This window comes from Mesoterricola sediminis (assembly GCF_030295425.1).
In the GTDB taxonomy this organism is placed as follows: domain Bacteria; phylum Acidobacteriota; class Holophagae; order Holophagales; family Holophagaceae; genus Mesoterricola; species Mesoterricola sediminis.
The window spans coordinates 360,396-386,545 of the sequence record NZ_AP027081.1; the positions used below are offsets into that span (position 1 = coordinate 360,396).

General features: G+C 69.7%; 28 protein-coding genes and 3 tRNA genes. 14 read left to right on the plus strand and 17 right to left on the minus strand.

Annotation, left to right across the window (positions count from 1 at the left end):
- Positions 1 to 121: 121 nt before the first annotated feature.
- The 8 genes from atpC to R2J75_RS01660 form a co-directional block, all read right to left on the minus strand.
- The gene (gene atpC, locus R2J75_RS01625; protein ID WP_243334449.1) at positions 122 to 538 is read right to left on the minus strand and encodes an ATP synthase F1 subunit epsilon; all 417 of its coding nucleotides are present in this window, start codon (positions 536 to 538) and stop codon (positions 122 to 124) included.
- 13 nt (positions 539 to 551) lie between these two features.
- Positions 552 to 1,982: a F0F1 ATP synthase subunit beta gene (gene atpD, locus R2J75_RS01630; RefSeq protein WP_279342769.1), complete on the minus strand. Its 1,431-nt coding sequence runs from the start codon at positions 1,980 to 1,982 to the stop codon at positions 552 to 554.
- Between the two features lie 34 nt (positions 1,983 to 2,016).
- Positions 2,017 to 2,898 carry an ATP synthase F1 subunit gamma gene (atpG, locus tag R2J75_RS01635; RefSeq protein WP_243334446.1) on the minus strand — a complete coding sequence of 294 codons (882 nt, stop codon included), beginning with the start codon at positions 2,896 to 2,898 and terminating at the stop codon, positions 2,017 to 2,019.
- 3 nt (positions 2,899 to 2,901) lie between these two features.
- On the minus strand, positions 2,902 to 4,470 hold the full coding sequence (gene atpA / locus R2J75_RS01640; protein WP_243334444.1) for a F0F1 ATP synthase subunit alpha: 1,569 nt from the start codon (positions 4,468 to 4,470) through the stop codon (positions 2,902 to 2,904).
- 28 nt (positions 4,471 to 4,498) lie between these two features.
- Complete coding sequence (gene atpH / locus R2J75_RS01645; RefSeq protein ID WP_243334442.1) at positions 4,499 to 5,041, minus strand: ATP synthase F1 subunit delta; 543 nt, start codon at positions 5,039 to 5,041, stop codon at positions 4,499 to 4,501.
- Positions 5,038 to 5,769: an ATP synthase F0 subunit B gene (locus tag R2J75_RS01650; protein WP_243334438.1), complete on the minus strand. Its 732-nt coding sequence runs from the start codon at positions 5,767 to 5,769 to the stop codon at positions 5,038 to 5,040. Before R2J75_RS01650 ends, atpH begins: the two co-directional genes overlap by 4 nt.
- Positions 5,770 to 5,772: 3 nt before the next feature.
- Positions 5,773 to 6,216 (minus strand): ATP synthase F0 subunit B, encoded by a 444-nt coding sequence (locus R2J75_RS01655; protein ID WP_243334435.1) that lies wholly within the window; start codon positions 6,214 to 6,216, stop codon positions 5,773 to 5,775.
- A gap of 249 nt (positions 6,217 to 6,465) precedes the next feature.
- Positions 6,466 to 8,448: a hypothetical protein gene (locus R2J75_RS01660; RefSeq protein WP_316410945.1), complete on the minus strand. Its 1,983-nt coding sequence runs from the start codon at positions 8,446 to 8,448 to the stop codon at positions 6,466 to 6,468.
- A 126-nt stretch (positions 8,449 to 8,574) separates the two neighbouring features.
- Between R2J75_RS01660 and R2J75_RS01665 the strand changes: the two genes are divergently transcribed.
- From R2J75_RS01665 to der, 3 genes are all read left to right on the plus strand, one after another.
- A tRNA-Val gene (locus R2J75_RS01665) sits at positions 8,575 to 8,650 on the plus strand.
- 21 nt (positions 8,651 to 8,671) lie between these two features.
- Positions 8,672 to 8,748, plus strand: a tRNA-Asp gene (locus R2J75_RS01670).
- A gap of 54 nt (positions 8,749 to 8,802) precedes the next feature.
- On the plus strand, positions 8,803 to 10,299 hold the full coding sequence (der, locus tag R2J75_RS01675) for a ribosome biogenesis GTPase Der (RefSeq protein ID WP_243346807.1): 1,497 nt from the start codon (positions 8,803 to 8,805) through the stop codon (positions 10,297 to 10,299).
- A gap of 4 nt (positions 10,300 to 10,303) precedes the next feature.
- On the opposite strand, the gene R2J75_RS01680 is transcribed toward der, so the two are convergent.
- Positions 10,304 to 11,083: an SDR family oxidoreductase gene (locus R2J75_RS01680; RefSeq protein ID WP_316410946.1), complete on the minus strand. Its 780-nt coding sequence runs from the start codon at positions 11,081 to 11,083 to the stop codon at positions 10,304 to 10,306.
- A 171-nt stretch (positions 11,084 to 11,254) separates the two neighbouring features.
- Here R2J75_RS01680 and R2J75_RS01685 point away from each other — a divergent pair, with 171 nt between their 5' ends.
- Positions 11,255 to 12,631 (plus strand): MFS transporter, encoded by a 1,377-nt coding sequence (locus R2J75_RS01685; protein ID WP_243334426.1) that lies wholly within the window; start codon positions 11,255 to 11,257, stop codon positions 12,629 to 12,631.
- A gap of 3 nt (positions 12,632 to 12,634) precedes the next feature.
- Here the strand turns inward: R2J75_RS01685 and R2J75_RS01690 are convergent, their stop codons facing one another.
- Positions 12,635 to 12,898, minus strand: a complete 264-nt coding sequence (locus tag R2J75_RS01690; RefSeq protein ID WP_243334424.1) for a rhodanese-like domain-containing protein — start codon at positions 12,896 to 12,898, stop codon at positions 12,635 to 12,637.
- A gap of 156 nt (positions 12,899 to 13,054) precedes the next feature.
- On the opposite strand from R2J75_RS01690, the gene R2J75_RS01695 reads away from it, so the two are divergent.
- Positions 13,055 to 13,573: a KdsC family phosphatase gene (locus R2J75_RS01695; protein ID WP_243334422.1), complete on the plus strand. Its 519-nt coding sequence runs from the start codon at positions 13,055 to 13,057 to the stop codon at positions 13,571 to 13,573.
- A gap of 32 nt (positions 13,574 to 13,605) precedes the next feature.
- Positions 13,606 to 14,178 carry a hypothetical protein gene (locus R2J75_RS01700; RefSeq protein ID WP_243334419.1) on the plus strand — a complete coding sequence of 191 codons (573 nt, stop codon included), beginning with the start codon at positions 13,606 to 13,608 and terminating at the stop codon, positions 14,176 to 14,178.
- 13 nt (positions 14,179 to 14,191) lie between these two features.
- On the opposite strand, the gene lpxB is transcribed toward R2J75_RS01700, so the two are convergent.
- Together lpxB and R2J75_RS01710 are read right to left on the minus strand one after the other, a co-directional pair.
- Entirely contained in the window at positions 14,192 to 15,307 is a 1,116-nt protein-coding gene (gene lpxB, locus R2J75_RS01705) for a lipid-A-disaccharide synthase (protein WP_243334417.1), read from the minus strand.
- Positions 15,304 to 15,942 carry a hypothetical protein gene (locus tag R2J75_RS01710; protein WP_316410947.1) on the minus strand — a complete coding sequence of 213 codons (639 nt, stop codon included), beginning with the start codon at positions 15,940 to 15,942 and terminating at the stop codon, positions 15,304 to 15,306. The genes lpxB and R2J75_RS01710 overlap by 4 nt, the downstream gene beginning before the upstream one ends.
- A gap of 32 nt (positions 15,943 to 15,974) precedes the next feature.
- Between R2J75_RS01710 and R2J75_RS01715 the strand changes: the two genes are divergently transcribed.
- The 3 genes from R2J75_RS01715 to R2J75_RS01725 are packed head-to-tail and all read left to right on the plus strand — an operon-like array spanning position 15,975 to position 17,364.
- Positions 15,975 to 16,340, plus strand: a complete 366-nt coding sequence (locus tag R2J75_RS01715; RefSeq protein ID WP_243334414.1) for a DUF2203 domain-containing protein — start codon at positions 15,975 to 15,977, stop codon at positions 16,338 to 16,340.
- Positions 16,337 to 16,666, plus strand: coding sequence for an MGMT family protein (locus R2J75_RS01720; RefSeq protein WP_243334411.1), 330 nt, complete (start codon positions 16,337 to 16,339; stop codon positions 16,664 to 16,666). Before R2J75_RS01715 ends, R2J75_RS01720 begins: the two co-directional genes overlap by 4 nt.
- Positions 16,667 to 16,713: 47 nt before the next feature.
- A complete protein-coding gene (locus R2J75_RS01725) occupies positions 16,714 to 17,364 on the plus strand; it encodes a PAS domain-containing protein (RefSeq protein ID WP_243334409.1) in 651 nt (216 codons plus the stop codon).
- Positions 17,365 to 17,885: 521 nt separating this feature from the next.
- Here the strand turns inward: R2J75_RS01725 and R2J75_RS01730 are convergent.
- The 4 genes from R2J75_RS01730 to R2J75_RS01745 form a co-directional block, all read right to left on the minus strand.
- A protein-coding gene (locus R2J75_RS01730) for an IS5 family transposase (protein ID WP_394365871.1) occupies positions 17,886 to 18,682 on the minus strand; the annotation gives its coding sequence in 2 pieces (ribosomal slippage) (positions 17,886 to 18,346 and positions 18,346 to 18,682; 798 coding nt in all).
- A 142-nt stretch (positions 18,683 to 18,824) separates the two neighbouring features.
- Positions 18,825 to 19,082: a hypothetical protein gene (locus R2J75_RS01735; RefSeq protein ID WP_243335878.1), complete on the minus strand. Its 258-nt coding sequence runs from the start codon at positions 19,080 to 19,082 to the stop codon at positions 18,825 to 18,827.
- A gap of 56 nt (positions 19,083 to 19,138) precedes the next feature.
- On the minus strand, positions 19,139 to 19,546 hold the full coding sequence (locus tag R2J75_RS01740) for a hypothetical protein (protein ID WP_316410949.1): 408 nt from the start codon (positions 19,544 to 19,546) through the stop codon (positions 19,139 to 19,141).
- 1,015 nt (positions 19,547 to 20,561) lie between these two features.
- A tRNA-Gln gene (locus R2J75_RS01745) sits at positions 20,562 to 20,636 on the minus strand.
- 148 nt (positions 20,637 to 20,784) lie between these two features.
- Here R2J75_RS01745 and R2J75_RS01750 point away from each other — a divergent pair.
- From R2J75_RS01750 to R2J75_RS01770, 5 genes are all read left to right on the plus strand, one after another.
- On the plus strand, positions 20,785 to 21,330 hold the full coding sequence (locus R2J75_RS01750; protein WP_243335881.1) for a hypothetical protein: 546 nt from the start codon (positions 20,785 to 20,787) through the stop codon (positions 21,328 to 21,330).
- Positions 21,331 to 21,332: 2 nt separating this feature from the next.
- A complete protein-coding gene (locus R2J75_RS01755) occupies positions 21,333 to 22,121 on the plus strand; it encodes a hypothetical protein (RefSeq protein ID WP_316410950.1) in 789 nt (262 codons plus the stop codon).
- Positions 22,121 to 23,095: a GGDEF domain-containing protein gene (locus R2J75_RS01760; protein ID WP_243335883.1), complete on the plus strand. Its 975-nt coding sequence runs from the start codon at positions 22,121 to 22,123 to the stop codon at positions 23,093 to 23,095. The genes R2J75_RS01755 and R2J75_RS01760 overlap by 1 nt, the downstream gene beginning before the upstream one ends.
- A gap of 74 nt (positions 23,096 to 23,169) precedes the next feature.
- Positions 23,170 to 24,141 carry a diguanylate cyclase gene (locus tag R2J75_RS01765; protein ID WP_243335887.1) on the plus strand — a complete coding sequence of 324 codons (972 nt, stop codon included), beginning with the start codon at positions 23,170 to 23,172 and terminating at the stop codon, positions 24,139 to 24,141.
- Positions 24,138 to 25,568 (plus strand): serine/threonine-protein kinase, encoded by a 1,431-nt coding sequence (locus tag R2J75_RS01770; RefSeq protein ID WP_316410951.1) that lies wholly within the window; start codon positions 24,138 to 24,140, stop codon positions 25,566 to 25,568. The genes R2J75_RS01765 and R2J75_RS01770 overlap by 4 nt, the downstream gene beginning before the upstream one ends.
- Here the strand turns inward: R2J75_RS01770 and R2J75_RS01775 are convergent.
- Positions 25,565 to 26,146: a hypothetical protein gene (locus R2J75_RS01775; protein WP_316410952.1), complete on the minus strand. Its 582-nt coding sequence runs from the start codon at positions 26,144 to 26,146 to the stop codon at positions 25,565 to 25,567. The two genes, R2J75_RS01770 and R2J75_RS01775, sit on opposite strands and share 4 nt — an antisense overlap.
- Positions 26,147 to 26,150 lie beyond the last annotated feature (4 nt).

The following is a 26,150-nucleotide window of genomic DNA, read 5'->3' on the forward strand; positions in this document are numbered from 1 at the left end:
ATCGCAGATTTCATGGACCGGCGGCATCTGGGGCGAAACCCCCCTGGGCGGGGGTGAACCGTGGAGACAGGAAAAGGGCCGGGAGGATTCCCGGCCCTTGTCCTGGTGCTTGGGGAGGGGTTCAGTGGCCCGCTGGCTTGCCTGCCGCCTGGAGCCGGATGAGGCTCCGTTCCAGGCTGACCTGGGCCTGGTCGAGGTCGGTCTCGCCTTCGGCGTCCTTCAGCAGCTTCTGGGCGCGGACGCGGGCGGCCTCGGCGCGCTCCACGTCGATCATGTCCACGGTCTCGCTGGCGCGGGCCAGGATCGTGACGTGGTCGGGCCCCACCTGGGCGAAGCCGCCGAAGACGGTCAGCCAGTGCTTCTGGCCGTCCTCGGTGTAGGTGATCAGGCCCTGGCCCACGGCCGTCACCAGGGGGGTGTGGCCGGGCAGGATGCCGTAGTAGCCCCGGTCCTTCGTGGGGAACTGGAGCTCGGCGACCTGCGCCGAGAAGATGCGGCGCTCGGGGGTGAGCACTTCGAGGTGGATGCGTTCGCTCATGGAAGCCTCGGGCCTAGGTCGTCGCCAGCTTTTCCGCCTTCGCCACGGCCTCTTCGATGGTGCCCACCATGTAGAAGGCCTGCTCGGGCAGGTGGTCCCACTGGCCGTCGCAGATCTCCTTGAAGCCCTTGATGGTCTCCTCCAGCTTCACGTACTTGCCGGGGATGCCGGAGAAGGTCTCGGCCACGTGGAAGGGCTGGCTGAGGAAGCGCTGCAGCTTGCGGGCCCGGGCCACGGTGAGCTTGTCCTCGTCGGAGAGCTCGTCCATGCCGAGGATGGCGATGATGTCCTGCAGTTCCTTGTACTTCTGCAGGATGGCCTTCACGCGCATGGCGGTGGTGTAGTGCAGGTCGCCCAGGACGCGGGGGTCCATGAGGCGGCTGGTGGAGGCCAGGGGATCCACGGCGGGGTAGATGCCCAGGGCCGACAGCTCGCGGCTCAGGTTGGTGGTGGCGTCCAGGTGAGCGAACGTGGTGGCGGGCGCCGGATCGGTGTAGTCGTCGGCGGGCACGTACACGGCCTGCACGGAGGTGATGGAGCCCTTCTTGGTGGAGGTGATGCGTTCCTGGAGCTCGCCCATCTCGGTGGCCAGGGTCGGCTGGTAGCCCACGGCGGAGGGCATGCGGCCCAGGAGGGCGGACACTTCGGAACCCGCCTGGGTGAAGCGGAAGATGTTGTCGATGAAGAGGAGCACGTCCTTGCCCTCGGCGTCGCGGAAGTACTCGGCGACGGTGAGGCCGGTGAGGGCGACGCGGGCGCGGGCGCCGGGAGGTTCGGTCATCTGGCCGTAGATGAGGGCCACCTTGCTCTCGGCGAGGTTGTCGGACTTGATGACGCCCGAATCCATCATCTCGTTCCAGAGGTCGTTGCCCTCGCGGGTGCGCTCGCCGACGCCGGCGAACACGGAGAGGCCGCCGTGACCCTTGGCCAGGTTGTTGATCAGCTCCATGATCAGCACGGTCTTGCCCACGCCGGCGCCGCCGAAGAGGCCGGTCTTGCCGCCCTTGGCGTAGGGCTCGAGGAGGTCGATGACCTTGATGCCCGTCTCGAACATCTCGGCGGTGGTGTTCAGGTCGTCGAACTTGGGGGCCTCCCGGTGCATGGGGAGGGTGGTGCGGTTGTTCAGGGGGCCGCGCTCGTCCACGGGGGTGCCCACCACGTTGATGATGCGGCCCAGGGTCTCGGGACCCACGGGCACCTGGATGGGGGCGCCGGTGTCCGTGACCTTCTGGCCGCGGATCATGCCTTCGGTGGGCTGCATGGCCACGCACCGCACCCGGTTCTCGCCCAGGTGCTGCTGGACCTCGAGGGTGACCGTCTCGGTCCTGCCAGCGGCGTCGGTGACGTCGGTGAGCAGGGCGTTGAGGATCTCGGGGAGGTGGTTCTCGTCGAACTCCACGTCCACGGCGGGGCCTACGATGGCGATCACGCGGCCTTGTTTCATTTCACTCATGTCGGACCTCGGGCGGAAGGGGGGGTCAGGCGTTGGCGCCGGACACGATCTCGATGATCTGGTTCGTGATGGAGGCCTGCCTCAGCTTGTTCATGTTCAGGGTGAGGCGGGCGATCATGTCCTCGGCGTTGGTGCTGGCCTTGTCCATGGCGGCCATGCGCGCGCCGTGCTCGCTGGCGGAACTCTCCAGGAGGGCGTGGAGCAGCGTGGTCTCGATGAAGCGCGGCAGCAGGGCGTCCAGGACCTCGGCGGGGCTGGGCTCCAGCAGGGCGGGCACGGACCCCGCGGGCGCCTCTCCGGAGGCCGCCTCCAGCTCCATCGGGAAGACCCGGAGGGTGGTGGGGACCTGGGCGATGGCGGAGGCGAAGTAGTTGTGGATGACGTAGAGGGCGTCGATCTCGCCGGCCTCGTACTGGCGCGCGGCGTCGGCGGCGATGGACTCGGCCGCGGCGGGCAGGCCCGCCAGGGCCACGCCCTGGAAGTCGCCCTGGACGGCGAGGCCCGACTTCTTGGCCCATTCCGCGGCCCGGCGGCCCACGACGTCCAGGTGGACGATGGCGGACCCGGTCCCGGCCACGAAGGCGGAGGCGGCCTTGAGCACGTTGGCGTTGAACCCCCCGCAGAGGCCCTTGTCGCTGGCGACGACCACGAGGCGGATGCGCTGCTCCTCCCGCGGCGCGAGGAACGCGCTGGCGACGGGGGAGAGGCCGGCGGCGCCCAGCTCGGCGGAGCGGGCGACGACGTCCTTCACCACCTCCAGCAGCTTGGACGCGAAAGGTCGCAGGGCGAGCAGGGCCTCCTGGGATTTCCGCAGCTTGACCGCGGAGATCATCTTCATGGCCTTGGTGACCTGCTGGGTGTTCTTCACCGACCGGATGCGGCGGCGAATGTCCTGGAGGCCTGCCATGGGTTAGGCTCCCGCGGGCTGGTTGAGGGTCTGGAGGAAGGTCTCCTTGAACGCCGCCACCTGGGTCTTGAGGGCGGCCTTGGTCTCGTCGGAGAGGACCTTGGTCTCCCGGATGGTCCTGAGGAGTTCAGGAGCGTTGATGTCGAGGTAGCCGTGGAGGCCGGTCTCGAAGGCCCGGGCCTTGTCCACCGCCAGGTCGTCCAGGAAGCCCGCCGTGGCGGCCCAGATGGTGATGACCTGCTTCTCCACCGGCATGGGCACGTACTGGGGCTGCTTGAGGATCTCGACGAGGCGCTGGCCGCGGTTCAGCTGGGCCAGGGTGGCCTTGTCCAGGTCGGAGCCGAACTGGGCGAAGGCGGCGAGCTCTCGGTACTGGGCCAGCTCGAGCTTGATGGAGCCGGCGACCTGCTTCATGGCCTTCACCTGGGCCGCGCCGCCCACGCGGGACACCGAGATGCCCACGTTGAGGGCGGGCCGGACGCCCGAGTTGAACAGGTCGGATTCCAGGAAGATCTGGCCGTCGGTGATGGAGATGACGTTGGTCGGGATGTAGGCGGAAACGTCGCCGGCCTGCGTCTCGATGATGGGCAGGGCGGTGAGGGAGCCGCCGCCGCGGGCCTTGGACAGCTTGGCGGCGCGTTCCAGGAGGCGGCTGTGGAGGTAGAAGACGTCGCCGGGGTAGGCTTCACGGCCCGGAGGACGGCGCACCAGCAGGGAGATCTCGCGGTAGGCGGCCGCCTGCTTGGAAAGGTCGTCGTAGATGGCGAGGACGTGCTGGCCGGGGTTGTCCGGGCCGGCGGGGTTGCCGTCCTTGCCGTGCCACATGAAGTACTCGCCCATGGCCGCGCCGGTCATGGGGGCCAGGAAGAGCAGCGGGGCGGCTTCCGAGGCGGTGGCGGCGACCACGATGGTGTGCTTCATGGCGTCGAAGTCCTCGAGGGTCTTCACCACCTGGGCGACCGTGGAGCGCTTCTGGCCGATGGCCACGTAGATGCAGATGACGCCCGTGTCCTTCTGGTTGATGATGGCGTCCAGGGCGACCGCGGTCTTGCCGGTCTGGCGGTCGCCGATGATCAGCTCGCGCTGGCCGCGGCCGATGGGGATCAGGGCGTCGATGGCCTTGAGGCCCGTCTGCATGGGCTCGGCCACGCCCTGGCGGTCCACGATGCCGGGGGCGATGCGCTCGATGGGGTTGCGGCCCGCGGCCGGGATGGGGCCCTTGCCGTCGATGGGGTTGCCCAGGGGATCCACGACGCGGCCCACGAAGGCGGGGCCGACGGGGATGCTCATGATCTTGCCGGTGCGCTTGACGGTGTCGCCTTCCTTGATGACGCTGGCCTCGCCCAGGAGGATGATGCCGACGTTGTCCTCCTCCAGGTTGAAGGCCAGGCCCATGACGCCGTGGGGGAGCTCGAGCAGCTCGCCGGCCATGGCCTTCTCGAGGCCGTGGGCCCGGGCGATGCCGTCGCCCACGCTGATGACCGTCCCGATTTCGGATACGTCCACCTGGGCATCGAAGCCCTCGATCTGGCTGCGGATGATGCGGGAAATCTCTTCCGCGCGAATGTCCATCTGTTCCTCCGAAATTCCGGGACGGGGGTTAGGCGGTGAGGAGCTTGGCCTTCAGGAGCCGGAGCTGGCCCTGGAGGGAGGCGTCGAAGACGGTGGAGCCCACCTGGACCTTGACGCCGCCGAGGATGGCGGGGTCGGGCTGCCAGCGCAGGCGGATGGTCTTGCCGGTGCGCTTGGCCAGGGAGGCGGAGAGGGCGTCGGTCTGGTTGGGACTGAGGGGCTGGGCGCTGAGCACCCGGGCCTCGACGACGCCGGTGTGGCGATCCACCAGGTCCGCGTAGCAGGCGGCGATCTCATGGACGAGGGAAAGGCGGGCCGCCTGGGCCACCACCTTGAAGAACGTGCGCAGGGCGGGGCTGACCCGGGCCTGGTCCAGGACGGCGCCGAAGGCCGCGGCCTTCTGGGCGGGGGCGATCAGGGGGTAGAAGCAGAGGCGCTCCAGGTCGGGGGACTGGCGCACGAGGGCGCTGATCTCCGCGAGCTCCTCGCCGTACTTGACGAGGTTCCCGTCCTTCACGGCCAGGTCCGCGAGGGCCTTGGCGTAGCGATGGGCGATGAGCCGGTTGCTCACTGGGCACCTCCGACCTGCTGGATGGAACGGTCGAGCACCTGGGCCGCGACCTCCCCCTTCACGCGCTCCTGGAGGCGCCGGGAGGCGCCCTCCACGGCCAGCTCGGCGACGAGGGTGCGGAGCTCGGCCTCGGCGGCGCGCTTCTGGAAGTCGATCTCGGCCTTGGTCTGGGCCCGGATCTGGGCGGCCTCGGCCTGGGCCGACTGGATGATGCGGGCCTTCTCGGCCTCGGCCTCGGCGCCGGCCTTGGCCATGATCCCCTCGAGCTCGGCCTGGAGCCCGGCCATGCGGGCCTCCAGCTCCTGGATCTGGGCATCCGCCTCGGCGCGCTCGCGCTCCGCCTGGCCCAGCTTGTCCTCCAGCTCCCGGGCCCGGGCCTTGAAGGCGCTGGACAGGGCGCCCTTGAGGAGGAAGAAGAGGATCCCGGCGAACAGGGCGAAGTTGAAGAGCTGGACGAGGAACTGGCCGCCGCGCTCCAGCTCCATCCCGAAGAGCTTGAGGGGGGTGTGGTGGGCGCCGCCGTGCCCGGCGTCGTGGCCCGCGGCCGCGTGGCCTTCGCCTTGGGCGGCGGGGGTCTCCCCGTGGCCGGCCTCGTGGGCGGGGGCGGCTTCGGTGGGTTGGGTCTCGTGGACCGGGGCCTGGCCGTGCTCCTGGGCCCGGAGGGCGGGGGCGCCCAGGGCCAGGGCCGCGGTCACGGCGAGCGGGGTGAGGAGTCGGAGGATGCGCATCGGTCAGGCCTGGCGGAGAAGGTGGGAGACCATGGATTCGGACAGGGCGTCCACCTGGGCCATGAGGTCGGCCTTGGCCCCGGCCTGGGCGGCCTTCAGCTCATCCAGGGCGCGGGCGCGCTCGGCGCCGGATTCGGCGCGGGCCTGGTCCAGGAGGGCCTGCTTCTCGCGGCCCGCGGCGGCGGCCAGGTCCTTGCGGTGCTCGAAGGCCTTGGCCCGGAGCTCCTTGAGGCGGGAGGCGTACTCGGCCTGGCGCGCCTCGACGAGGGCGGCGGCCTCGGCCCGGCGCGAGGCGCCGGAGGCGATGGCGGCGTCCCGGTCGTCCATCACCTTCAGGACGGGCTTGAAGAACGCCACCTTGAGGAAGAGGTACAGGATGGTGACGAGCGCCATCACGAACAGGAGCGCCTGCCAGTCGATCTTCATGGGATCCGGCAGGGCGTCCATGAATCCTTTGGGGGCTTCCCCTTCGGCGAGGAGGCCCAGCCCACCCATAGCACTCAGAACATCAGGTAACACGTGTTCCTCCAGAATCCTTCGTGATTCCTCGCCATGGGGCGCCGAAGGCGCAGGGAGGCTGATCCGGGTTAAGGGAGCGTGCCATTGTCTCAACCTTCCGGGGAATCCTCAAGCGCGGAAAACCAGACGCAGCGGTCAGAAATGCCGGTGGAGGCCCCCCCCCTTGGCCTGCGCGCCTCAGGCGTCCCGTTCCACCGTGACGACGCGCGCCAGGGCGTCCTGGATCCAGCCCAGGTAGGCCTTGAAGGCCTCCAGGTCCTCGGCCGGAGCCACCAGCGTGTCCGTGGTGATGACCAGGTCCACCTCGGCCTCCTCCGGGCGGCTGGAGGGCTTGAGCTGCCAGCTCACGCTGCCGAAGGCGTTGCGCGCCTCCAGGGCGGCCTGGGGCGGAACGTGGTACCCCTTGGGGATGGCGAGGCGGCAGGTGGCCCGGTGGGTCTGGAGGTACGGCAGGACGATGCGGGCCGTGCGCCGGGGAGGCCAGGCGTCGGGGATCTCCAGGGGCGAGGCCAGGCCCGGGAAGGGATGGACGCGCAGCGCCCCCGCCGCCTCCCAGGGCCGGGCGCCCTGGATGGACCAGCCATAGGGTTGGGCCACGTCCCCATGGTGCCGCACCTGGGCGCCGGTCAGGGTCCAGTCCTTCAGGCGCGCCGCGAACAGGTCCTTCAGGGCCTGGTCCCGGCCCTGGGGGGCCGCATCCTTGGCCGCGAAGCGGAGGAGGTAGGCCTCCTGGCCCAGGAAGGCGGCGGAGAGGTCGAAGGTCTGGCGCCCTTCCGCGAAGGCCATCGTGTAGGTGAAGGTCTGGGTGTTGGCGGTGGCGGGCTGGACGGGCACCTCGAAGGGCCGGGCCATCTCCTCCGGCAGGTCGGCCAGGATGCCGGGGGTGCCCTGGTAGGGGGCTGGGATCACGCCCGGGGCCAGCAGGGGCCGGGTGGGGTCCAGCCACAGGGTCTCCCGGCCGGGCTCCTCGATTCCGATGAGGTAACGCGTGATCTGGTTGATATTGAAAAACGAGTAGCGGAAGATCCACGCGTTCCGGTTGCTGACGCCGAGGAGGCGGGGCTTGAGGCCGGCGTCCGCGAGGAGATTCCAGGCGAGCCACTGCCAGTCGTAGGCGCTGGCGCCCCCCTCCCGGACCATCTTGCCGAGGTCGGGAACCCTATAGCGAGGCGAGAGCATTCCGATGTCGATGGCCATGTATGGGCGCGTGGAGGGGATGCTGGACTCCGCGTCCTTGCCCCGCTGCCGCGTCTCCCACGTTCGTTCGTGGATGTTGACGAGCCGCGTGTGGGCCCGTATGAGGAGCGTCCTGGCGGCCTCCTGGGGAGAGGCGGGCAGCTCCTTCCGGAGCGCCTCCGAGAAGGCCTTGTAGGCGTCCCCCCGGACTGCCCGCTTCACCTGAAAGAGGTTCAGCATGGACGCAACCTGGGTCCAGAACGTGTCCGGGTTTCCGTCCGGTGGGGTGCGGAGCCGATCGTTGAAGGAGAAGATGAGGGTAGGGCGGTCCAGGGTCGGCGCCAGGACGTAGGGGCCCTCATCCTCCGCCGGGAGATTCCGGAACGTGAAGGTGCGCGTGGTCCAGGTCTCGGATATCTCCGGCCGGTGGCGGCCCACGTCCTGGAGCGACCACGATTGGTCAACGTAGGAATGGATGGAGAAGACGAAGGTGCGGATGGGCCAAGGCCGCGTGAGGGGCCGCATCCACTGATTGTTTTGGAACCACAGGGTCTCGGTCCGGGCATAGACCTCCACCACGCAGTCGGAGGTGACGCCCGGCGGGACCAGGAGGGTCTGGATCGGCTGGTAAGGGGTTGGCTTCGTGGGCTCCTGCCTGCAGTCCTTGGCCGAGGCGAAGGGGGTGACGGTCCCGTCTGGCCGGATCGTCCGCCCCTCCAGCGCCAGGAGTCCCACGGGGAACGCGGGGAAGCTCGCCGCCCGCATGCCCTCCTTGGACACGATGCGCACCCGGTAGTGCCACTCGAGGTTGCTGCGGTTGAAGGCGAGGCGCTCTTCCAGCACCACGGCGCCCCCGGGGGCCTGGGGGTCTCCGGCCTGGATGCGCCAGGTGTCCGGGGGCAGGGGACCCCAGGCCGCCTCGGCGGCCAGAGGCTGGACCGAAAGAAGGGCCAGAAGGGACAGCATGCGCAGAAGGATGGGCATGGGGACCTCGGAGACGCGCAGGATGGAGAGAGGGTTCGGGAACCAGGATAACGGGGAGGGGCCCGGCGACGCGAATTTCCCTTGACGCAGGTCCTGCCCGGTGAGACGATCATGGTTCGGCGATTCGGGCGATTAGCTCAGTCGGTAGAGCAGCTGCCTTACACGCAGCATGTCGGCGGTTCGAGCCCGTCATCGCCCACCAGAAATGGTGCTTTGAAAACCTGGGGTTGTAGCTCAGTCGGTTAGAGTGACGGCCTGTCACGCCGTAGGTCGCGGGTTCGAGCCCCGTCAGCCCCGCCAGTCTCAAGGATGCGCCCTCCCATAAAGAGGGCGCGTTTCATATGGGGGTCCCCCATGAAGCTCCCCATCGTGGCCCTGTGCGGGCGCCCCAACGTGGGGAAGTCCACCCTGTTCAATCGCCTGACCCGTTCCCGGGCGGCCCTGGTCCATGACCTGCCGGGCATGACCCGCGACCGGAGCTACGGGCGGGTGACCTGCCTGGACGAGGCCGGAGAGGCCGAGGAGGTCTTCCAGCTCGTCGACACCGGCGGCCTGGACTTCGGCGGCGACGACATCATCACCCGGGGGATCACCCGCATCGCCGAGGGGGCCATGGAAGAGGCCCACGTCCTCCTCCTCATGGTGGACGCCCACGACGGCTGGAACCCGGTGGACGCGGAGATCGCCGCCCGGATCCGGGCCAAGGGCAAGCCGGCCATCCTCGTGGTGAACAAGATCGACGGCGTGCGGGGCGGTTCCCCGGACGGCGCCTTCTACGAGCTGGGCTTCGACGAGATCCACGTGCTCAGCGCCAGCCACGGGGACGGCGTCCCCGAACTCCTCGCCGCCATCCGGGCCCGCCTCCCCTTCCACCGCACCCCCGAGGAGGCGGAGGCCCACGACCCCGCCGAGGAGCTGCGGTTCGCGGTGATCGGCCGGCCCAATGTCGGCAAGTCCTCCCTGGTGAACAAGCTCCTGGGCTACGAGCGCAGCCTCGTCAGCGACGTGGCCGGCACCACCCGCGACACCGTGGACACGGTCTTCCAGGCGGAGGACCGCATCTACCGCCTCATCGACACGGCGGGCATCCGGCGCAAGGGCAAGACCACCGAGGGCGCCGAGAAGCTCTCCATCCTCAAGGCCAAGCAGGCCATGGCCAGGGCCGACGTCTCGCTGCTGCTCGTGGACGCGGTGGAGGGCATCACCCACCAGGACGCCGTGATCGCCGGGTACGCCCACGAGGCCGGCGCGGCGGTGATCATCGTCGTCAACAAGTGGGACCTGGTGGCCAAGGACACCTACACGAGCCTGGCCATGGAGGACCGGATCCGCCAGGACCTGGGCTTCCTCCAGCACGCTCCCATGATCTTCCTCTCCGCCATGACCGGCCAGCGGGTCACCAAGCTCTTCCCCCTGATCCACGACGTGGCCGAGGCCCACGCCCGCCGCGTTCCCACGGGCCGGCTCAACGCCTTCCTCCGGGACGCCGTGGCGGCCTTCTCGCCACCGGCCGTGGACGGAAAGCTGCCCAAGCTCTACTTCATGACCCAGGTGGGCACGCGGCCCCCCAGCTTCGTGGTCATCACCAACACGGACCGGGAGCTGCACTTCAGCTACCTGCGCTACCTGGAGAACCGCCTGCGCGAGCAGTTCGGCTACCGGGGCACCCCCATCCGCATCGCCTGCCGCCGGCGGGGCGACGAGGAGGGCCGGGGCGCCGCCCGGGTCCGGAAGATCCTGGACCCCGGGGCGGGGCTGAAGCCGGGCCGCAAGGCCACCGGGGAAGGGGCCGCAGCGGCCCGGAAGCCCGCCGGCGGGCGGCGGCCGGGGCCGCGCACCCGCAAGCCCTGATCCGTCAGAACGTGCTGGCGATGAGGCCGCCGTCCACCTGGAGGGAGGCGCCGGTGATGTAGCTGGCCCGCGCGCTGCACAGGAAGGCGATCGCGTCCCCCACCTCCTCGGGCTGGCCGAGGCGGCGGGCGGGGATCTCGGCGGCGGCCCGCGTGAAGTACTCCGCCTCGGTGATGCCCTCCTTCCGGGCCCGGACCTCGGCGAGGTGGAGCTGCCGGTCCGTCATGACGTGCCCCGGCAGGAGGGCGTTCACGGTGATCCCCTCCCCGCTGAACTCCTGGGCGAGGGTGCGGGTCAAGGCCGAGAGGCCGGCCCGGAGGGTGCTGCTGATGGTGAGCAGGGGCGTGGGCTGCTTGGCGACCAGCGAGGTGATGTGCACGATGCGCCCCCAGCCCCGCGCCCGCATCCCGGGGAGGGCCAGGCGGCAGAGGCGGACGACGTTCATGAGGGTCGACTGGACGCCGCTTTCCCATTCGGCCTCGGTGAGATCGAGGAAGGTGGCCGCCGGGGGGCCCCCGGTGTTCGTGACCACGATGTCCACCTGGCCGAAGGCCTCCAGGGTGGCCTTGTACCAGGCCTCGATATCCGCCGGCCGGGTGAGGTCGCAGGGGAAGGCCAGGGCGGAGCCCCCCAGGACCGCCCGGGCCGCCTCCAGGGCGCCGGGGTCCCGCCCGCAGATGGACACCTTGCATCCCTCCCGCGCCAGGGCGGCGGCGGCGGCCCTGCCCAGGCCCTTGCTGCCGGCGGCGACCATGGCCACGCGGCCGTTGATTCCCAGATCCATGGGGCACCTCCCGCCTCCAAGGTGCCACGGCCCCGGTCCGGGGGGCGGGAAAAAGGTGTTCCCGCGCCCGGCGCCCCGGCCCCGAAAAAATGCTTCCCCGGGCAGATGCCTCGGAAGACAAGGGCCGGATGCTCCGGTAGGCTGGGACCAGCCCCTTTCCCAGGATCCCCCATGACGGAAGCCCTCTCCAAGTCCCTGCGCCATTCCGCGGCAGCCCGCTGGATCTCCCTGGCGATCGTTTCCTTCTCCATGCTCTGCGGCTACTACGTGGCCGACGTGGCCTCGCCCCTGAAGCCCCTCCTGGAGCAGCAGCTGAAGTGGACGAGCGCGGAATACGGGTTCTTCACGGGCGCCTACGCCTGGTTCAACGTCGCCATGTTCATGCTGATCATCGGCGGCATCCTCCTGGACAAGCTCGGAGCCCGGCTCACCGGCATCCTGGCCTGCATCCTCATGGTCGCCGGCTGCACCCTGAAGTGGTGGGCCGTCACCACCCACGTCCTGGACGGGGGGATGTTCTTCGGCACGAAGACCCAGGTCTGGGTCGCCGCCCTCGGCTACGCCGTCTTCGGGGTGGGCATCGAGATCGTGGGCGTGACGGCCACCAAGGTGATCGCGCGCTGGTTCAAGGGCTACGAGATCGCCCTGGCCATGGGGCTGCAGGTGGGCACCGCCCGCATCGGCACGAGCCTGGCCGTGGGCCTCGGGGGCCCCATCGCCGAGAAGTTCCACCAGTCGATCGGGGCCCCGATCCTGGTCGGCGTCGTCCTCCTCAGCTTCGGCCTGGTTGCGTACATCATCTACTGCGCCATGGACCGGCGCCTGGACGAGACCGAGGGCCTCATGGAAGGCCCCTCCGAGGAGGACGCCTTCCGCCTCTCCGACATCGCCGACATCCTGCGCATCCGCGGCTTCTGGTACGTGACCATCCTCTGCGCCCTCTTCTACTCGGGCGTGTTCCCCTTCATCAAGTACGCCCCCGACCTCATGGTCCAGAAGTTCGGCGTGCGGGAGAACCTGGCCGGGAGCATCCCGAGCATCCTCCCCATCGCCGCCATCCCCCTGACCTGGTTCTTCGGGTGGTACTACGACAAGAAGGGGAAGGGCGCCACCCTCATGGTGCTGGGCTCCCTCCTGCTCGTGGCGGTGCACTTCGTCTTCGCCGTGCCCTTCCTGAACAGCTGGGTGGTCGCCCTGGTGGCCACGATCTTCCTCGGGTTCGCCTTCGCCCTGGTGCCTTCCGCCATGTGGCCCTCCATCCCGCGGTTCATCCCCCACCGCCAGCTGGGGACCGCCTACGGCCTCATCTTCTGGACGCAGAACCTCCTGGCCCTCTGGGTCGTGCCCTACCTCATCGGCTGGGTCCTGGACAAGTACTGCATCGTCGGCACCCGGGTCTCCCAGGCCGGGACCAGCCCCGCCTACAACTACGGCCTTCCCATGGCCATCTTCACCGTCCTGGGCGTCCTGGCCGTGGTCTTCGGCCTCCTGCTCAAGGCGGAGGACAAGGCCAAGGGGTTCGGGCTGGAACTGCCGAGCCGGGGCTGAGGCTCAGAGGAGCCGCTGCCACGGGCCCGCGTTGACCACCCGGGCGAACCCGCTGCGCATCAGGAACTGCTGGACCATCCCGCTCCGCGCCCCGCTGGCGCAGCATACGAGGAGCGGGCGGGCGGGGTCCAGCTCGCCGAGGCGGGCCTGGAGCTGGTCCAGGGGGATGTTGAAGCTGCCGGGGGCGTGCCCCTGCTCGAACTCCGCCGGGGTCCGGACGTCCAGCATGGGGGCGCCCGCCGCCTTCAGGTCATCGATCTCGTCCATGCGCCCGTCCTCCCCTGAACCAGAACAGGACCAGTCTTATCACGAACAGGACCATGTATCCCAGGCATATGAAGATCATCGCCCTGCCAAGGTACACGGGAGCCTCCTGCGGTTCCTTGAAGGTATCCTGAAGCGAACGGTTTGCGGAGGTGCGCCATGGATGGACTGGAGGAGCGGGCCCGGGCCATCCGGCTCGTGTGCACGGACGTGGACGGCGTGCTGACCACGGGGGCGCTCCACTACGGGACGGATCCCCGCCACACCAAGACCTTCAACGTCCGGGACGGCGCGGGCATCAAGTGGCTCCAGCGGTGCCGGATCCCGGTGGCCTTCATCTCCGGCCTGGACTCCCCCGCGACCGTGCACCGGGCCTGGGACCTGAAGGTGGAGGACTGCTTCGTCGGCCACCTCGTGAAGGGGCCCGTGCTGGACCAGCTCTGCGCCAAGTACGGGGTGCGGCCGGAGGAGGTCGCCCACGTGGGGGACGACCTGGCGGACCTGCCCCTCTTCCGGCGGGTCGGCCTCGCCTGCTGCCCCCGGGACGCCGTCGCCGAGGTGCGGGAGGCCAGCCACTGGGTGGTGCCGGTGGACGGCGGCCAGGGTGTCTTCCGGGCCGTGGCCGAGGCGATCCTGAAAGCCCAGGGCCTCTGGGAAGGAATCGTGGCCTCGTACTGAACTACAATGGCCCCACCGGAAGGAATGCCGCCATGCCGAACCTCCGTACCCTCCTGATCCTCGCCGGGGGCTGTTTCCTGGCCGCGCAGCAGCCGGAGCCCAGCACCCTGGGGTTCCAGGTCCGCGCCAGTTTCCCCCAGTCGGGCCTCTCCGACGCCGTCGGCGGCGGCACCGCCCCCGGGATCGGGGCGAGCCTGGTGGCCGACCTCGATCTGGCGGAGCACTTCGAGGGCTGGCACGCCCGGGTCGACCTGGGCCTCGACGTGTGGTTCTGGGGGAACCTGACCCAGCTTCCGGGCAAGTCGGGCCGCGTTTCGGCCGGCCACCTCGCCGGGGAGGCCGTCTACTTCCTCCGCCCGGGAGGGGGGCCGGCGGCCATGGGACCCTACGTGACGGCCGGCGGCGGCCTCTACGCCTGGTCCGGCACCCGTGTGGACCCCACCCTCGGGAAGGTGGACATGAAGGCGGTTCACGCGGCCGGCACCTTCGGCTTCGGTTGGCGCCTCTCCCGGTCCCTGGACGCCGAGGTGAAGGTCCTCATGGGCAAGATCGATCCGCAGACCACCGCCCTCGCCGTCATGGGCGGGGCCACCTGGCGGTTCTGACCAGGTTCTTCCGTCAGGCCAGCTTCGAGGCCAGGTGCTCCGCGACCCGCCCGGCGGCGCCCGGCGCGCCCAGGTGGGCGCGGATCTCCGCGAGTTCCGTCCGCATGGCCCCGGCCCGGACGGGATCCAGGAGCCGCTTCAGCTCCTCCCGCAGGCGGACCGGGTTGACCTCCCCCTGGAGGAGTTCGGGCACCACGGAGCGCCCGGCCACCACGTTGGCGAGGCCGAACCGCGGGATGCGCACGAACCGCTTCGCCGCGAGGTAGGTGAGGGGGCTGAGCTTGTAGATGATCGCGAAGGGCGTGCCCAGGAGGGCCGTCTCCAGGGTGGCGGTGCCCGAGCAGACCAGGGCCGCGTCGGCGCAGGCCCGGGCGGCATAGCTCCGGTTGAGGACGGTGCGGATGGGGGCCCCGCGCAGGTCCAGCGAGGCGGGGTCCAGGGTCGGGGCCACGGGCAGGACCCACTGCACGGGGGGGCCGTCCCAGCCCAGCACGGTGTCCACGAGCGGCGCGAGGAGGCGGTCCAGTTCGCTGCGCCGGCTCCCCGGGAGGAGGGCCACCAGCTTCCGGGACGGGTCCAGCCCGGCCTCCCGGAAGAAGGTCGCGCGGTCCACCTCCGGCTTCACCGCCTCCACCAGGGGGTTGCCGACCCAGAGGGCCTCCACGGGGAGCCCCGCGAAGAGGGCCGGCTCGAAGTCGAAGAGGCAGTAGAGGGTGTCGAGGGTGCGGCCCCACTTGGGGATCCGGCCCGCCTTCCAGGCCCACACCTGGGGGCAGACGTAGTGGTGGAGGCGGATCCCCGGGATCGCCGCCCGGAGCGCCTGGGCGAGGCTGAAATTGAAGCCGGGGTAGTCGATGAGCAGGGCGGCGCCGACGCCCTCCTCCCGCGCCGCGCGGAGGATGTCCGCCTTAAGCCGGAGCAGCCCGGGCACGTGCTTGAGGACCTCCACGAAGCCCACCACCGCCAGGTCCTTCACGTCGGCCAGCTTCCGGTCCAGGAGCGGCGTCATCAGGTCGCCGCCGGCCCCCAGGATGCGCAGTCCGGGCACCCGGGCCCGGAGCTCCCGGAGGATCTCGGCCCCGTGGAGGTCCCCGGAGGCCTCTCCCGCGATGACGAGGAGCGGCTTCACGCCCGGCCCCCGTCCGGGAGGAGCCCCGTCATGTCCTCGGGGAAGTAGACCATGGGATGGCTGGCCTCCAGGGCCGCGAGGGCGGCGGCCGCGGCGGCGGGATCCGAGGCCGGGACGGCCACGTTCCACCGGTAGCCGAGGCGCTGCAGGGGGCGGAGGTCCTCCCCGGGCGCCGCGACGGCGCAGAAGAGCCGGTCGGATATGGCGTCCAGGTCCTCCCCGACCCCCGCGTGCCAGCAGAACCCCACGGCCTCCCCGCGGGCCTCCTTGAGGCGCCGGGCCAGGACGGCCGCGTCCCCGGACCGGGCCCGGAGCGCCAGCTTCACGCCGGTGCCGTGGGTCAGCTCCAGAAGGACCTCCAGGGTCGACATGAAGCGCGATTCATCCAGCCTTCCGGCGGGCGCGGCGGCGTGGAGGACCAGGAAGTCCGGATCCAGGCCCGCCCGGAGGGCCGCCATGGCCTCCGTGCCCAGCTCCGGCCCCCAGGGCTGGTCCGCCAGGTGCAGGGCGTGGATGGGCGGGCCCGAGGCGCGCCAGGCGGCCGCAGGCCCGGGGCCCCAGGCCAGCTCGGCGGCCTGGAAGTTCCGCCAGGGGGCCGGGTCGAAATCATGGGGGACGAGGGGCAGAAATCGCATCAGGTGATTATCATGGAGCACCGGAGGCATCCATGGCCCGAGTTTTCACGCTGGAGGAGGCCCGCGCAGTCCTGCCGCAGGTTCAGGACATCACGCGGCCTGTCTTCGAGCTGGCCTCCAGCCTGGCCGAGGAACTCCAGGCGTCCGAAGACCGCCAGGACGACGCCCAGGTGGAGTCCCTCCAGGTCCGCCTGGAGGCGCTCATGGACAGCTGGGCCGAGGCCGTGCGGGACCTGGGGCCGGACGTGAAGGGCCCCTGGCTCGTGGACTTCGATTCCGGCGACGGCTACTGGTGCTGGGCCTTCCCCGAGGAGGACCTGGACCACTGGCACAGCTACGAGGGCGGCTTCGCGTCGCGCGTCCCCGTGGCCCTCAAGCCCGGGGCGGCCCGGGGGTGAGCGCCGTCACGGCGTTCCGGGAGGCCGTCTGCGCCCAGGTGGCCCGGGTGCCCCGGGGGCGGGTGGCCACGTACGGCCAGATCGCGTGGATGGCCGGGTTTCCCCGCCGCCCGCGCCAGGTCGGCATGGTCCTCAAGGGCCTGCCCGAGGGCACCGACCTGCCCTGGCACCGCATCGTGAACCGCCAGGGCCACGTGCCCAGCCGGGGCCGCTGGTGGGGCGCCATGCTCCAGATCGCGCGGCTGCGGGAGGAGGGCATCGAGGTGGACGACGCCGGCGACCTGGATCTCCCCCGGTACGCCTGGGACGGCGGCGACCCCGCCTGAAGGCCGCAGACCCTTGGCGGTCGTCCGGATTGGGCTACCATCACCCCATGGACCCCGCCCCGCCCGACCCCGGCGCCCCCGATCCGGCCGAACTCGAGCCCCGGATGGAGGTCCTCCGGATCGTGCTGGACGAATCCACCGATCCCATCTTCAACATCCTCGCGGACGGCACCTACCGCTACGTGAACCGCGCCTTCAGCACCCCCTTCGGGCGGCAGCCCCACGAAGTGATCGGGCGCAGGATCCACGACCTGTTCTCGCCGGTGGAGGCGGAGAAACGCATGGCCGTGGTGCGCCGGGCCTTCGCCACGGCCCAGCAGATCGTCTTCGACGTCCGCGTGCCCACCCCCGCCGGCGACACCTTCTACATCACCTCCGTGAAGCCCATCCTCGATGCCGCGGGCCAGGTCGCCTCGGTGGTCTGCATCTCCAAGGACATCACCGCGCGGAAGAAGGTCGAGCAGGAGCGCGTGGAACTCATCCGCAGCCTCCAGGCCGCCCTCCAGGAAGTCCGGACCCTGACGGGCCTCCTGCCGATCTGCTCCTACTGCAAGAAGGTCCGCGACGACGACGGCTACTGGACCCAGATCGAGAGCTACATCCGCAGCCACTCCCAGGCCGACTTCACCCACGGCATCTGCCCCGACTGCCGCACCGAGCACTTCCACGAGGTGCCGCCCGGGGCTGGAGCGCCCTGACCCCAGCGGAGAATCGACCGATTGCCTGGCTGGGGTTGCGCGAACCTGATCCGGCGGAAGGCTTGCGCCTTGAGGCCCCTTCCTGGACACCTCCCCAAGGCAAGGCGGCAAATGTCAACGCGACGCCAACCCGCGTAGGCCCCTCTGCACAAGAACGAATTCACCCCTTCTTCGGCTGAGCATCGGGCCTTCGAGGACCAGGAATGGGCCTCCTCTCCGGCTCAGAGGCCTGCGATTCCTGCATGCTTGAGGGCATCCGCGAGGCCGAGTCGTTCGGTGAAGGCGCGCAAGGTATAAGAAGTGGTAACAAAACCAGCGCTTACCCTCGGTGATTACCGTGCTTCATCCCCTCGATCCCGACCATCGGCGTTCATCCCTGTTAGGCAGGGCCGAGGCACGGATGGGTCGGCGCAGGCGGGTAATGGGCGCGCCGACCCATGCCATCGCTGGCCCTGCGTAACAGGGATGAACGCCGATGGTTGGGATGAACGGGGATGGGGCCGGTGTCTACTTCGAGCGCACTACCATCCCAGGGCAGAGAAGCAGATGAGGCTGGCAGCAACCTTGAGGAAGGCCAGGTGGATATCAGCCCGCCTTTCGTAGCGAACCGTGAGGCGCCTGAAGTGCTTGAACCATGCGAAGGTCCGCTCGACTACCCAACGATGCTTGCCAAGCTTCTCTGCCGTTTCCACCCCGCGCCGCGCGATGCGGGAGAGCATGCCCCTGACTCTGCAGGCCATCCGGCAGCGGCGGAAGTCATAGGCCTTGTCGGCGTGCAGTTTCCTGAAGCGCCGCCGGGGGCGCCCACGACCATGGCGAAGCCCAGGCACGGCATCGATCAGCTTCTCGAATGGGACCGAGTCATGCTGGTTCGCAGGCCCCACCAGCACAGCCATCGGGATGCCATTGGCATCGGTGATCAGGTGGTGCTTGGTCCCGTTCTTCCCTCGGTCCGTGGGGTTCGGGCCGATCGCTTGGCCCCCCTTTTTGCCCTGATGCTCGAAGCATCCAAGGCGCCGCGCTCCCAATCAATTCGGCCTGCGTCGTTCAACTCCTCGAGCAGGATTCTATGGAGGTCGTCCCACACGCCGAGGTCATGCCACTCCTGGAGACGGCGCCAGCATGTCATGCCACTGCCGCAGCCCATCTCCTTCGGCAGATCCGCCCATCGGATGCCCGTCTTCAGGACGAACAGGATCCCCCGCAAGGCGTTCGGGTTGGGCACAGGAGGCCGCCCTCCCTTCGGCTTCGGCGTGGGCGGAGGCAGCAGCGGAGCGATGCGTTCCCAGAGCTCAGAGGGCAAGATTTCTCGGGCCATCCAAGTACACTATGCACTCTTTCCCTGATGTACAAGGGGTTTTGTTACCACTTCTTATTCAGATGCCAGGCAGTGGTGATGGATGAATGCGATTGTCCGGAGTGGACGCGGGGAAAATCCAGTTGCGATCTGATGGGTCGAATTAGCCACCTACGGGTGGTGCCACGCCATTCGCGCAGATCCAGGCGACGAGGGCTTGGGCCTCCTGGCCACGTGCAAGGTACACGGTCCTGCCTTTCTCCATGTCGTTCCAGGTCAGGGTCCGGTTGATCCACTCCGGCACCATGCCTTCAACCGGAATCCGGATCTCCTTTTGCACGGCGATGGGAACAGTGATCCCTTGGATGTTCACCCAGAAGGATGGAACATCCCTGAAAACCAGGTCGTTTCCGTCCCTCACGACGCTGCTCGGCAAGGGCCTGAGATGGGAATCCCGATTGATTGCCGGAAGTCCTATCAAGGGTTATTCCTGGGTTTCAATCCGTTGGCCACCTCATTCGTTTGAATGGAAGGCCGCAGGAAAAGGACCAAGGGAAGGGCGATGAAGAGGTTCGCAACCGTGGTGAGCAAACCGATGGCCGTCCAGGATTCTCGACCTAGCGGAGCGCCACCTGGTGCGATCCAAGGCCAGCGAAGAACGCCATAGGCCAGGCATGGAACCATCGCCGCGACAGAGAAATAGGCAAGCACCTTTGTTCGCTTTGAGGGGTGATTGGCGTGCCAGAACGTTGCGAGGAGGGCGACGACTTCAGCCAAGATGAAGGGCCATGCAAACCTGATGGCGCGGGCGTCGACAAGAATGGGCCAGAGCCCAGAGGCGAGTCCAATCACCTGGATGATGATGGGAATCCGGTTAGAGCGCATGGCGGTGCTCCGGAGATGGCCGCCGCCGTTGGTTGAACCATATCCCTGCGACTGCAGAGGGAATGCAGAGCACGATGCATACAGCAAGGACCAGCGCCAAATCTGAAACCGAGAATGCCATCAACTTGTCTGGCAAATGATCGATGGATCTGGGTCCGAACCCGGTTCTGAGGATGTCTGGCTGAACGTATCGATGGAATAAGAACCTCTCGTAACCGACCCATCCTGAATAGGTTGTGATTGCCATCAGGGTGGACCATGCCAGGCCGACCCAAAGCGACAGCACAATCCATCCCCTTGCGATTCGGAGAGGTTCCAGGCGAATCACCGCGACTCCAACACCAAGGCCGACGACTTCAGTCAGGATGACCGCCAAGGCGATTCCAGCCAGGTCCCATGACCGCAGTTCCTCGCTGGTTGAGGACGTGATGGTCGATGCGAGTGTGGTCAGAAGGATGAAGCCGATCCATAGAATGCTTGGGAGGGAGAAGCAAAGAAGGACCTTCCTTGTGTGCCCCTGCCCCCCTTCCGCCGAAAGACAGGGCGTTTCTGGATCTGGGGGTCTGCCTGATTCAATCATCATGAGGCCCGGGATGTCGGGTATACGCCGAGGGGTCTGGGTCGGCCGGGATGGGAAGAAGATCCGGCGGGAGTTTCTCGCCAAGCAAGCCGAATGGGTGATGGTTGGACCAGGGTACATCATGGGGATCGAGCAGACCTGAGGATCCTCCCAAGGAGTACCGATGGAGGGGGCCTCTGCGGACTGGATCCTTGGAAGGCGGGAACAGCGGGGTGGCCCACCAAGGAGCAAAAGGCGGCAACGTGCGCTGGCGAATGGAACCCAAGTGGATCGTGGGTATTCAGGAGCCTCGAAGGACTCGCCAGGTACCTAAGCAGGGTTGGATTCCGCCTGCTCCGCGCCCCGCCTGGCACTCCGTTGACAAGTCAGCCAGGAATCCCCGAGGCCCTGGCCCCCAAAAGGAAGAAGCCGGGACCGTAAGTCCCGGCTTCTCTTTGGTTGGGGAGGAAGGATTCGAACCCTCACCTGACAGAATCAGAATCTGTTGTCCTACCGTTAGACCACTCCCCAAACGGCACCCATCAGCATACCTGATTTGGGATTGAAAACAAGCCTGTTTGACCGGCTTTTGGCGTGAGAAGGGGTCTCATGGAGGCGCTCTGACAGGCGAGGGGCCCCTTGGGGTATCCTGGAGCCTATTCCAGAGGCGGGCCTTCCCATGGCGGATTCATTGAAACTGGCCTATTTCGTGGCGATGAAGGAGGGCGCCAGCTACCTGGGGGGGCTGCTCCTCACGGACGCGTCGGGGATCCCCCTCGACTTCCGGTACACCGAGCCCATCACCCCCACGCGGCTGCAGGCGGTGCTCTACGGCAAGGCCCTTGAACCGCACCTGAAGGAGGAGGTGATCCAGAAGACCCTCCTCAAGGAGCTGAAGGCCCTGCCCGACCTCTTCATCCTGCCTCCCGCCGAGATGGCCGGGGGCTGGAGCGGCGACGCCAAGTGCCCGGCGCTGGCGGTGCAGAAGACCCAGGAGCAGCCCCTGGCCCGGGTGGGCGAGAGCTTCCGGGCGAGTCCCCGGGAGGTCCTGCTGCAGGTGGCGGAAGGCGCGGCCCCGCTGCGGGTGATCTTCGCGCAGTCGGTGGACCTCCCCGCCCAGGAGGCCGCCCTGGGCCGGCTCCTGGAGGCCGCCTACCACATGGATCCGGTGGAGCCCCTGGAGCGGGTCGCCGAGGCCCTCCAGACGCTCGTCAAGCCGGAGTAGCCATGGCGGCGGGGCGCCTGCGGGAGGCGATGGCGGACGTGGCGGAGACCCTCCGGCGCGTCTTCCGGGATCCGCCCACCCATGCCCTGGATCCGGCCCTGGCGCTGCCGGTCTCCAGGACCGTGCCCTTCCCCCGGACCCAGGCGCGGGCCGGGGCCCTCGCCTTCGCGCCGGCCACCGGGGAGGTGCCCGTCCTGGCCGCGGGGCTCCCGGGCGCCGTGGCCTTCCGCTGGGACGGCGTCCTCCGGGAGGAGCCGGGGCTGGCCCAGTGGGACGCGGGCGCCCGGGTCTGCGACCTGCCCCTCTTCCGCGCCGGAAGCGCCGCGCGCCTCGAGGTGCCCCCGCTTCCGCGGGTGCCCGCTGTGCGAACGGAGGCCCCGGCGAGGTACGGGACCCGCAGTCGCGGGGGGCTGGAAGCCTTCCCGTCCCTGCCCACCCGGCAGGCTTCCTGCAGCCTCGCCGCCCCGCGGGCCCGGCGGGGCCTGGAAGCCGTCCTGGCCCTGCCCGTGGCCTTCCAGGGCGAGGACATCCCTTCCCTCTCCAAGGCGCTCTGGATGCGCTACACCCTGAAATTGGTGAAGGAAACAGGGCAAAACATACGTAATCTGGATGTGCTGGGCCTGTACCGCATCCCCGCCAAGGGGGTCCGTCAGGTCCATCACCAGGCTGCGACAGGCCGCTTGCTTGTCGCGCTCGGTCCGGAGGCGGAAGGGTCCACCCTGGCCCCCTTCGTGCTGGCCCGGAGGAAGGATGATGGTTCGATGGTGTGCTGTTACGTGGAGGAGGTCTGATGGCCTGGCCGGGTGAGGGGCCCGACAAGGAGTGGACGGCGGAATCGGAGGCCGTGGATCCCACGGTGCCGGTTTCCGGGTGGCCCGATTTCGAGACGGCCCTCCGCAAGCGCTTCCCCGGGGAGACGGGGCCGGTGCCCTGCGAGTACGTGGTGGTCGTCTACGCGGGGGCCCACCTGGGCCGTGTCTTCCCCCTCGTGCCGGGCGCCAACCTCATCGGCCGGAGCCCCCAGGTCGACATCGCCCTCCTGGACGAGGAGGTGAGCCGCGTCCACGCCACGATCACCCTGCGGATGGAGGGCGCCCAGGAGCGCCTCCAGCTGGAGGACAACGGCAGCACCAACGGGACCTTCGTCAACGGGCGCCCCGTCCAGCGCGCCCAGGAACTGCACCCCGGCGACCGCATCGCCCTCGGCAACCACGTCCTCAAGCTGGTGGCCATGGACGCGATGGAGCGGGCCTTCCATGCCGTGCTCCTGGACCAGAGCACCCGGGACACCCTCACGGGCCTCGCCAACCGGCGCACGGTGCTGGAGGAGCTCCAGCGCCGCTTCGACCTGAGCCGGCGCCACCGGCGGCCGCTCTCCCTGGTCATGTGCGACCTGGATCACTTCAAGCGCATCAACGACACCCTCGGGCACCTGGCCGGCGACCAGGTCCTCCGGGACTTCGGGGCCCGCGTCGCCGGCGGACTCCGGACGACGGATGTGGCGGGCCGCATCGGGGGCGAGGAATTCCTCATCGTCCTGCCCGAGACGGACCGGGAGGGAGGCCTCCTCCTGGCCGAGCGGCTCCGCACCGCCGCGGCCTCGGAGCCGTACCACCTCCCCTCGGGCCCGGTGACCGTGACGTGCAGCATCGGCGTGGCCGAACGGCGCGAGGAGGACCGGGACGGGGGCGCCCTCATGGGGCGGGCCGACCGGGCCTTGTACCTGGCCAAGCGGGATGGCCGCAACCAAGTGGTCTGTGATTAGCCCTTATAAATAAGGCGTAAGGCGCATTGACAAGGGCGGCGGCGGCCCCTTAAATGACATAGGATCCCCGTACCTTGCCGCTCCCCACCATGCCAGAACAGCCTCCTCTTTCAGAGGAATTCCTGGACACCGACCCCCCGACGCTCTTCTCGTCGCCGCCGGGAGAGGGGCTCAGCTCGGCCACGGGCGAGTGGGCCCTCATCCGCTATGTGGGCAACCCCATCGGCGAGGTGCTGCCCCTCCGCAAGGACGACCTCACCATCGGGCGCTCCCCGGAGAACGATCTCTGCCTGGCCGAGGTGGAGGTCAGCCGCCGCCATGCGCGGATCGAGGTGGTCGGCCAGGAGGGCCAGGCCCCCCTCGTGCTCCTGTCGGACCTGGGGTCCACCAACGGCACCTTCGTGAACGGCCGCCGGGTGCTGCCCCGCAACGGCCCCGCCTCCCTCCAGAACGGCGACGTGATGCGGGTGGGGACCCACGCCTTCAAGCTGAAGTACCTCGACGAGATGGAGCGGACCTACCACGAGGCGGTGCTCGTGCAGTCCACGGTGGATTCGCTGACGGGCCTGGCGAACCGGGCCTCGGTGCTCGACTACCTGGAGCGCCACGCGGACCTCACCCGGCGCCACCGCCGCCCCCTCAGCCTCATCCTCTGCGACCTCGACCATTTCAAGGAGGTCAACGACGAGCATGGCCACGCCGCCGGGGACCTGGTCCTGAAGCGCTTCGGGCAGGTGGCCCTGGGCCGGCTCCGGGCCTCGGACCATGTGGGGCGGATCGGCGGGGAGGAGTTCCTGGTCGTCCTGCCTGAGACCGAGGGTCCCGAGGCGGTGTCGGTGGCCGAGGAGCTGCGCAGGGCCCTGGCCGAGGAGGTGATGGAGGGCGCCGAAGGCGGTGCGGGCTTCCGGGTGACCTGCTGCTTCGGCGTGGCCCAGTTCCGGGCGGAGGACGCCGACGGCGGATCCCTCCTGGCCCGCGCGGACGTGGCCCTCTACCGGGCCAAGGCGCTGGGGCGGAACCGGGTCGAATTCGACGGGCGCTCATGAATCTGCTTCTGCCGCGGGCCATCGGGGGCGTGAGGGTCATGGAGCGCCTGGGGGAGGGCGGCATGGCCGTCGTCCACCGGGCCGTCGATCCCCACCGGCCGGGGCTGGGTCTGGCCGTCAAGTTCCTGCGGCCGGAGACCGCCTCGAACCCCGAGGTGGTGGTGCGCTTCCTGCGGGAAGGGGAGGTCCTCAAGCGCCTGTCCCACCCGAACCTGGTCCGGGTGTTCGACTTCGGCAGGGCCGGCGCGGTCCCCTGGATCCTGATGGAGCTGCTTCCGGGCGGCGATGTCCGCCGCTGCTGGGGCGAGGCTCCGGCGCGGCTGCTGCGGCGCCTCGTGCCGGTGGCGGACGCCCTCGCCGCCGCCCACCGCGCCGGCGTCGTCCACCGCGACCTCAAGCCCAGCAACCTGCTCTTCGACGAGGGGGGCCACCTCAAGGTGACCGATTTCGGCGTGTGCCTGTGGGAGGCCGGCGAAGGCACCCGGGTCACCCGCAGCCAGATGGTGGTGGGGACCCTGGGCTACATGGCGCCGGAACAGCACGGGGACCCGCGCAGGGTGGACGGCCGGTGCGATGTGTTCGCCCTGGGGGCCATCGCCTTCGAGTTCACCACCGGCAAGGCCTGGAGCCAGGTGCAGCTCCCGCCGGCCGCGGTCCGGCCCGGCTTCCCGCCCAAGCTCGCCCGGATCCTCATCCAGGCCCTCGCGCCCGATCCCGCCCGCCGGATCCCGTCCATGGAGGCCCTGGCCGCCGCCTGGTTGGACTGGCTGGAAAGCGCGGAGGCGGCGGGCTGGGGGGACCAGCCCCTGCCCGGGTTCAACCCGGGTGAGCTGGAGCAGGAGACCGTCGCCCGCCCCCTGACCCGGACCGAGGAGGATCCCCAGGAGCGGCTGGGCCCCTACCTGGATGGCCTGCGCACGGGCGGCGTCGGCTCCCGGCGGGCCGCGGCCGAGGGCCTGGTCCGCGCGGCCCTGCCCGGGGACGAGGCCTGGCTCCTCCAGGCCCTGGCGCAGGCCCCGGAGGCCAGCCGCTTCGCCATCTGCGCCGCCCTGGGGGCCATCGGGACCGCGGCCTCCCTGGCCCCGCTCCTGGCGCTCCTGGAGGATCCCTTCGCGCAGCGGGAGGGGGCGGAGGCCGCCAGCCTCATCGCCCTCCGGGAGGACCGCCAGGAGGAGGTGCTGGCGGCCTTGCGGGAACCCGGCCTGGGCTCGGCCTGGCGCTGGGTCCCCCGGGCCCGGCTGGGGGATGGGGCCTGGGTCCAGGCCCTCCTCGAGGGGTGGGACCGCCTGTCGGCGCCCCAGCACCTCCAGGCCCTGGATGCCGCCGGTCTGCTGCCCCCCGGGGCGCGGGCGCCGCTGAAGGAGGCCCTCCGCGCCTGGGCCCTCCGCACGGGAGGGCAGGCCTACAAGGTGTGGGAGGGGCTCTAGGGCCCTGGCTGGAGGAGATCCTGGAAGGGGGCTGGGTCCCAGCCCGCCGGAGGCCCCGGGTGGAGGACGGCGTGGGCCCCCGCGTAGAGGGCGCTCCACAGGACGCCCCGGACGGCGGGGGAGGCCAGGTCGGCCAGAGGGACCTGGACGCGGGTCTCGTGGTCCCATCCCAGGCGCCCGTTGAGGCGGCGGAGGCGGAGGAGGAGGTCCCCGTGCCCGAGGCCGGGCAGGAAGGGTGTGGCGGCCTCCAGGGCCTCCCCGCGGTCGTGGTAGGCCTGGCGCCCGCCCTCGTCGTTGAAGCGGGGGCCGCCCAGGAGCGCGGGGTCGCTTCCCAGGGCGGGGTCCCAGGCCAGCCCGCAGCAGGCGGCGGCCACCTCCGCAGCCCAGGCCCAGGGGCCGGCGCCCGCCGCGCCCGTGCGGGCATCGGCGGGCGGGGCGGCCATGAGGCCGAGGGCGATGCCCTCGACCCGGTTGCGGAAGGCCGGGTAGCGCAGGGTGCCCCAGTCCGGGGCGGTGAGGGCCGGCCGCTCCTGGAGCCGCGCGGCGCGCTGGATCAGGAGGTCCCGGAGCGTCTCCAAGGAG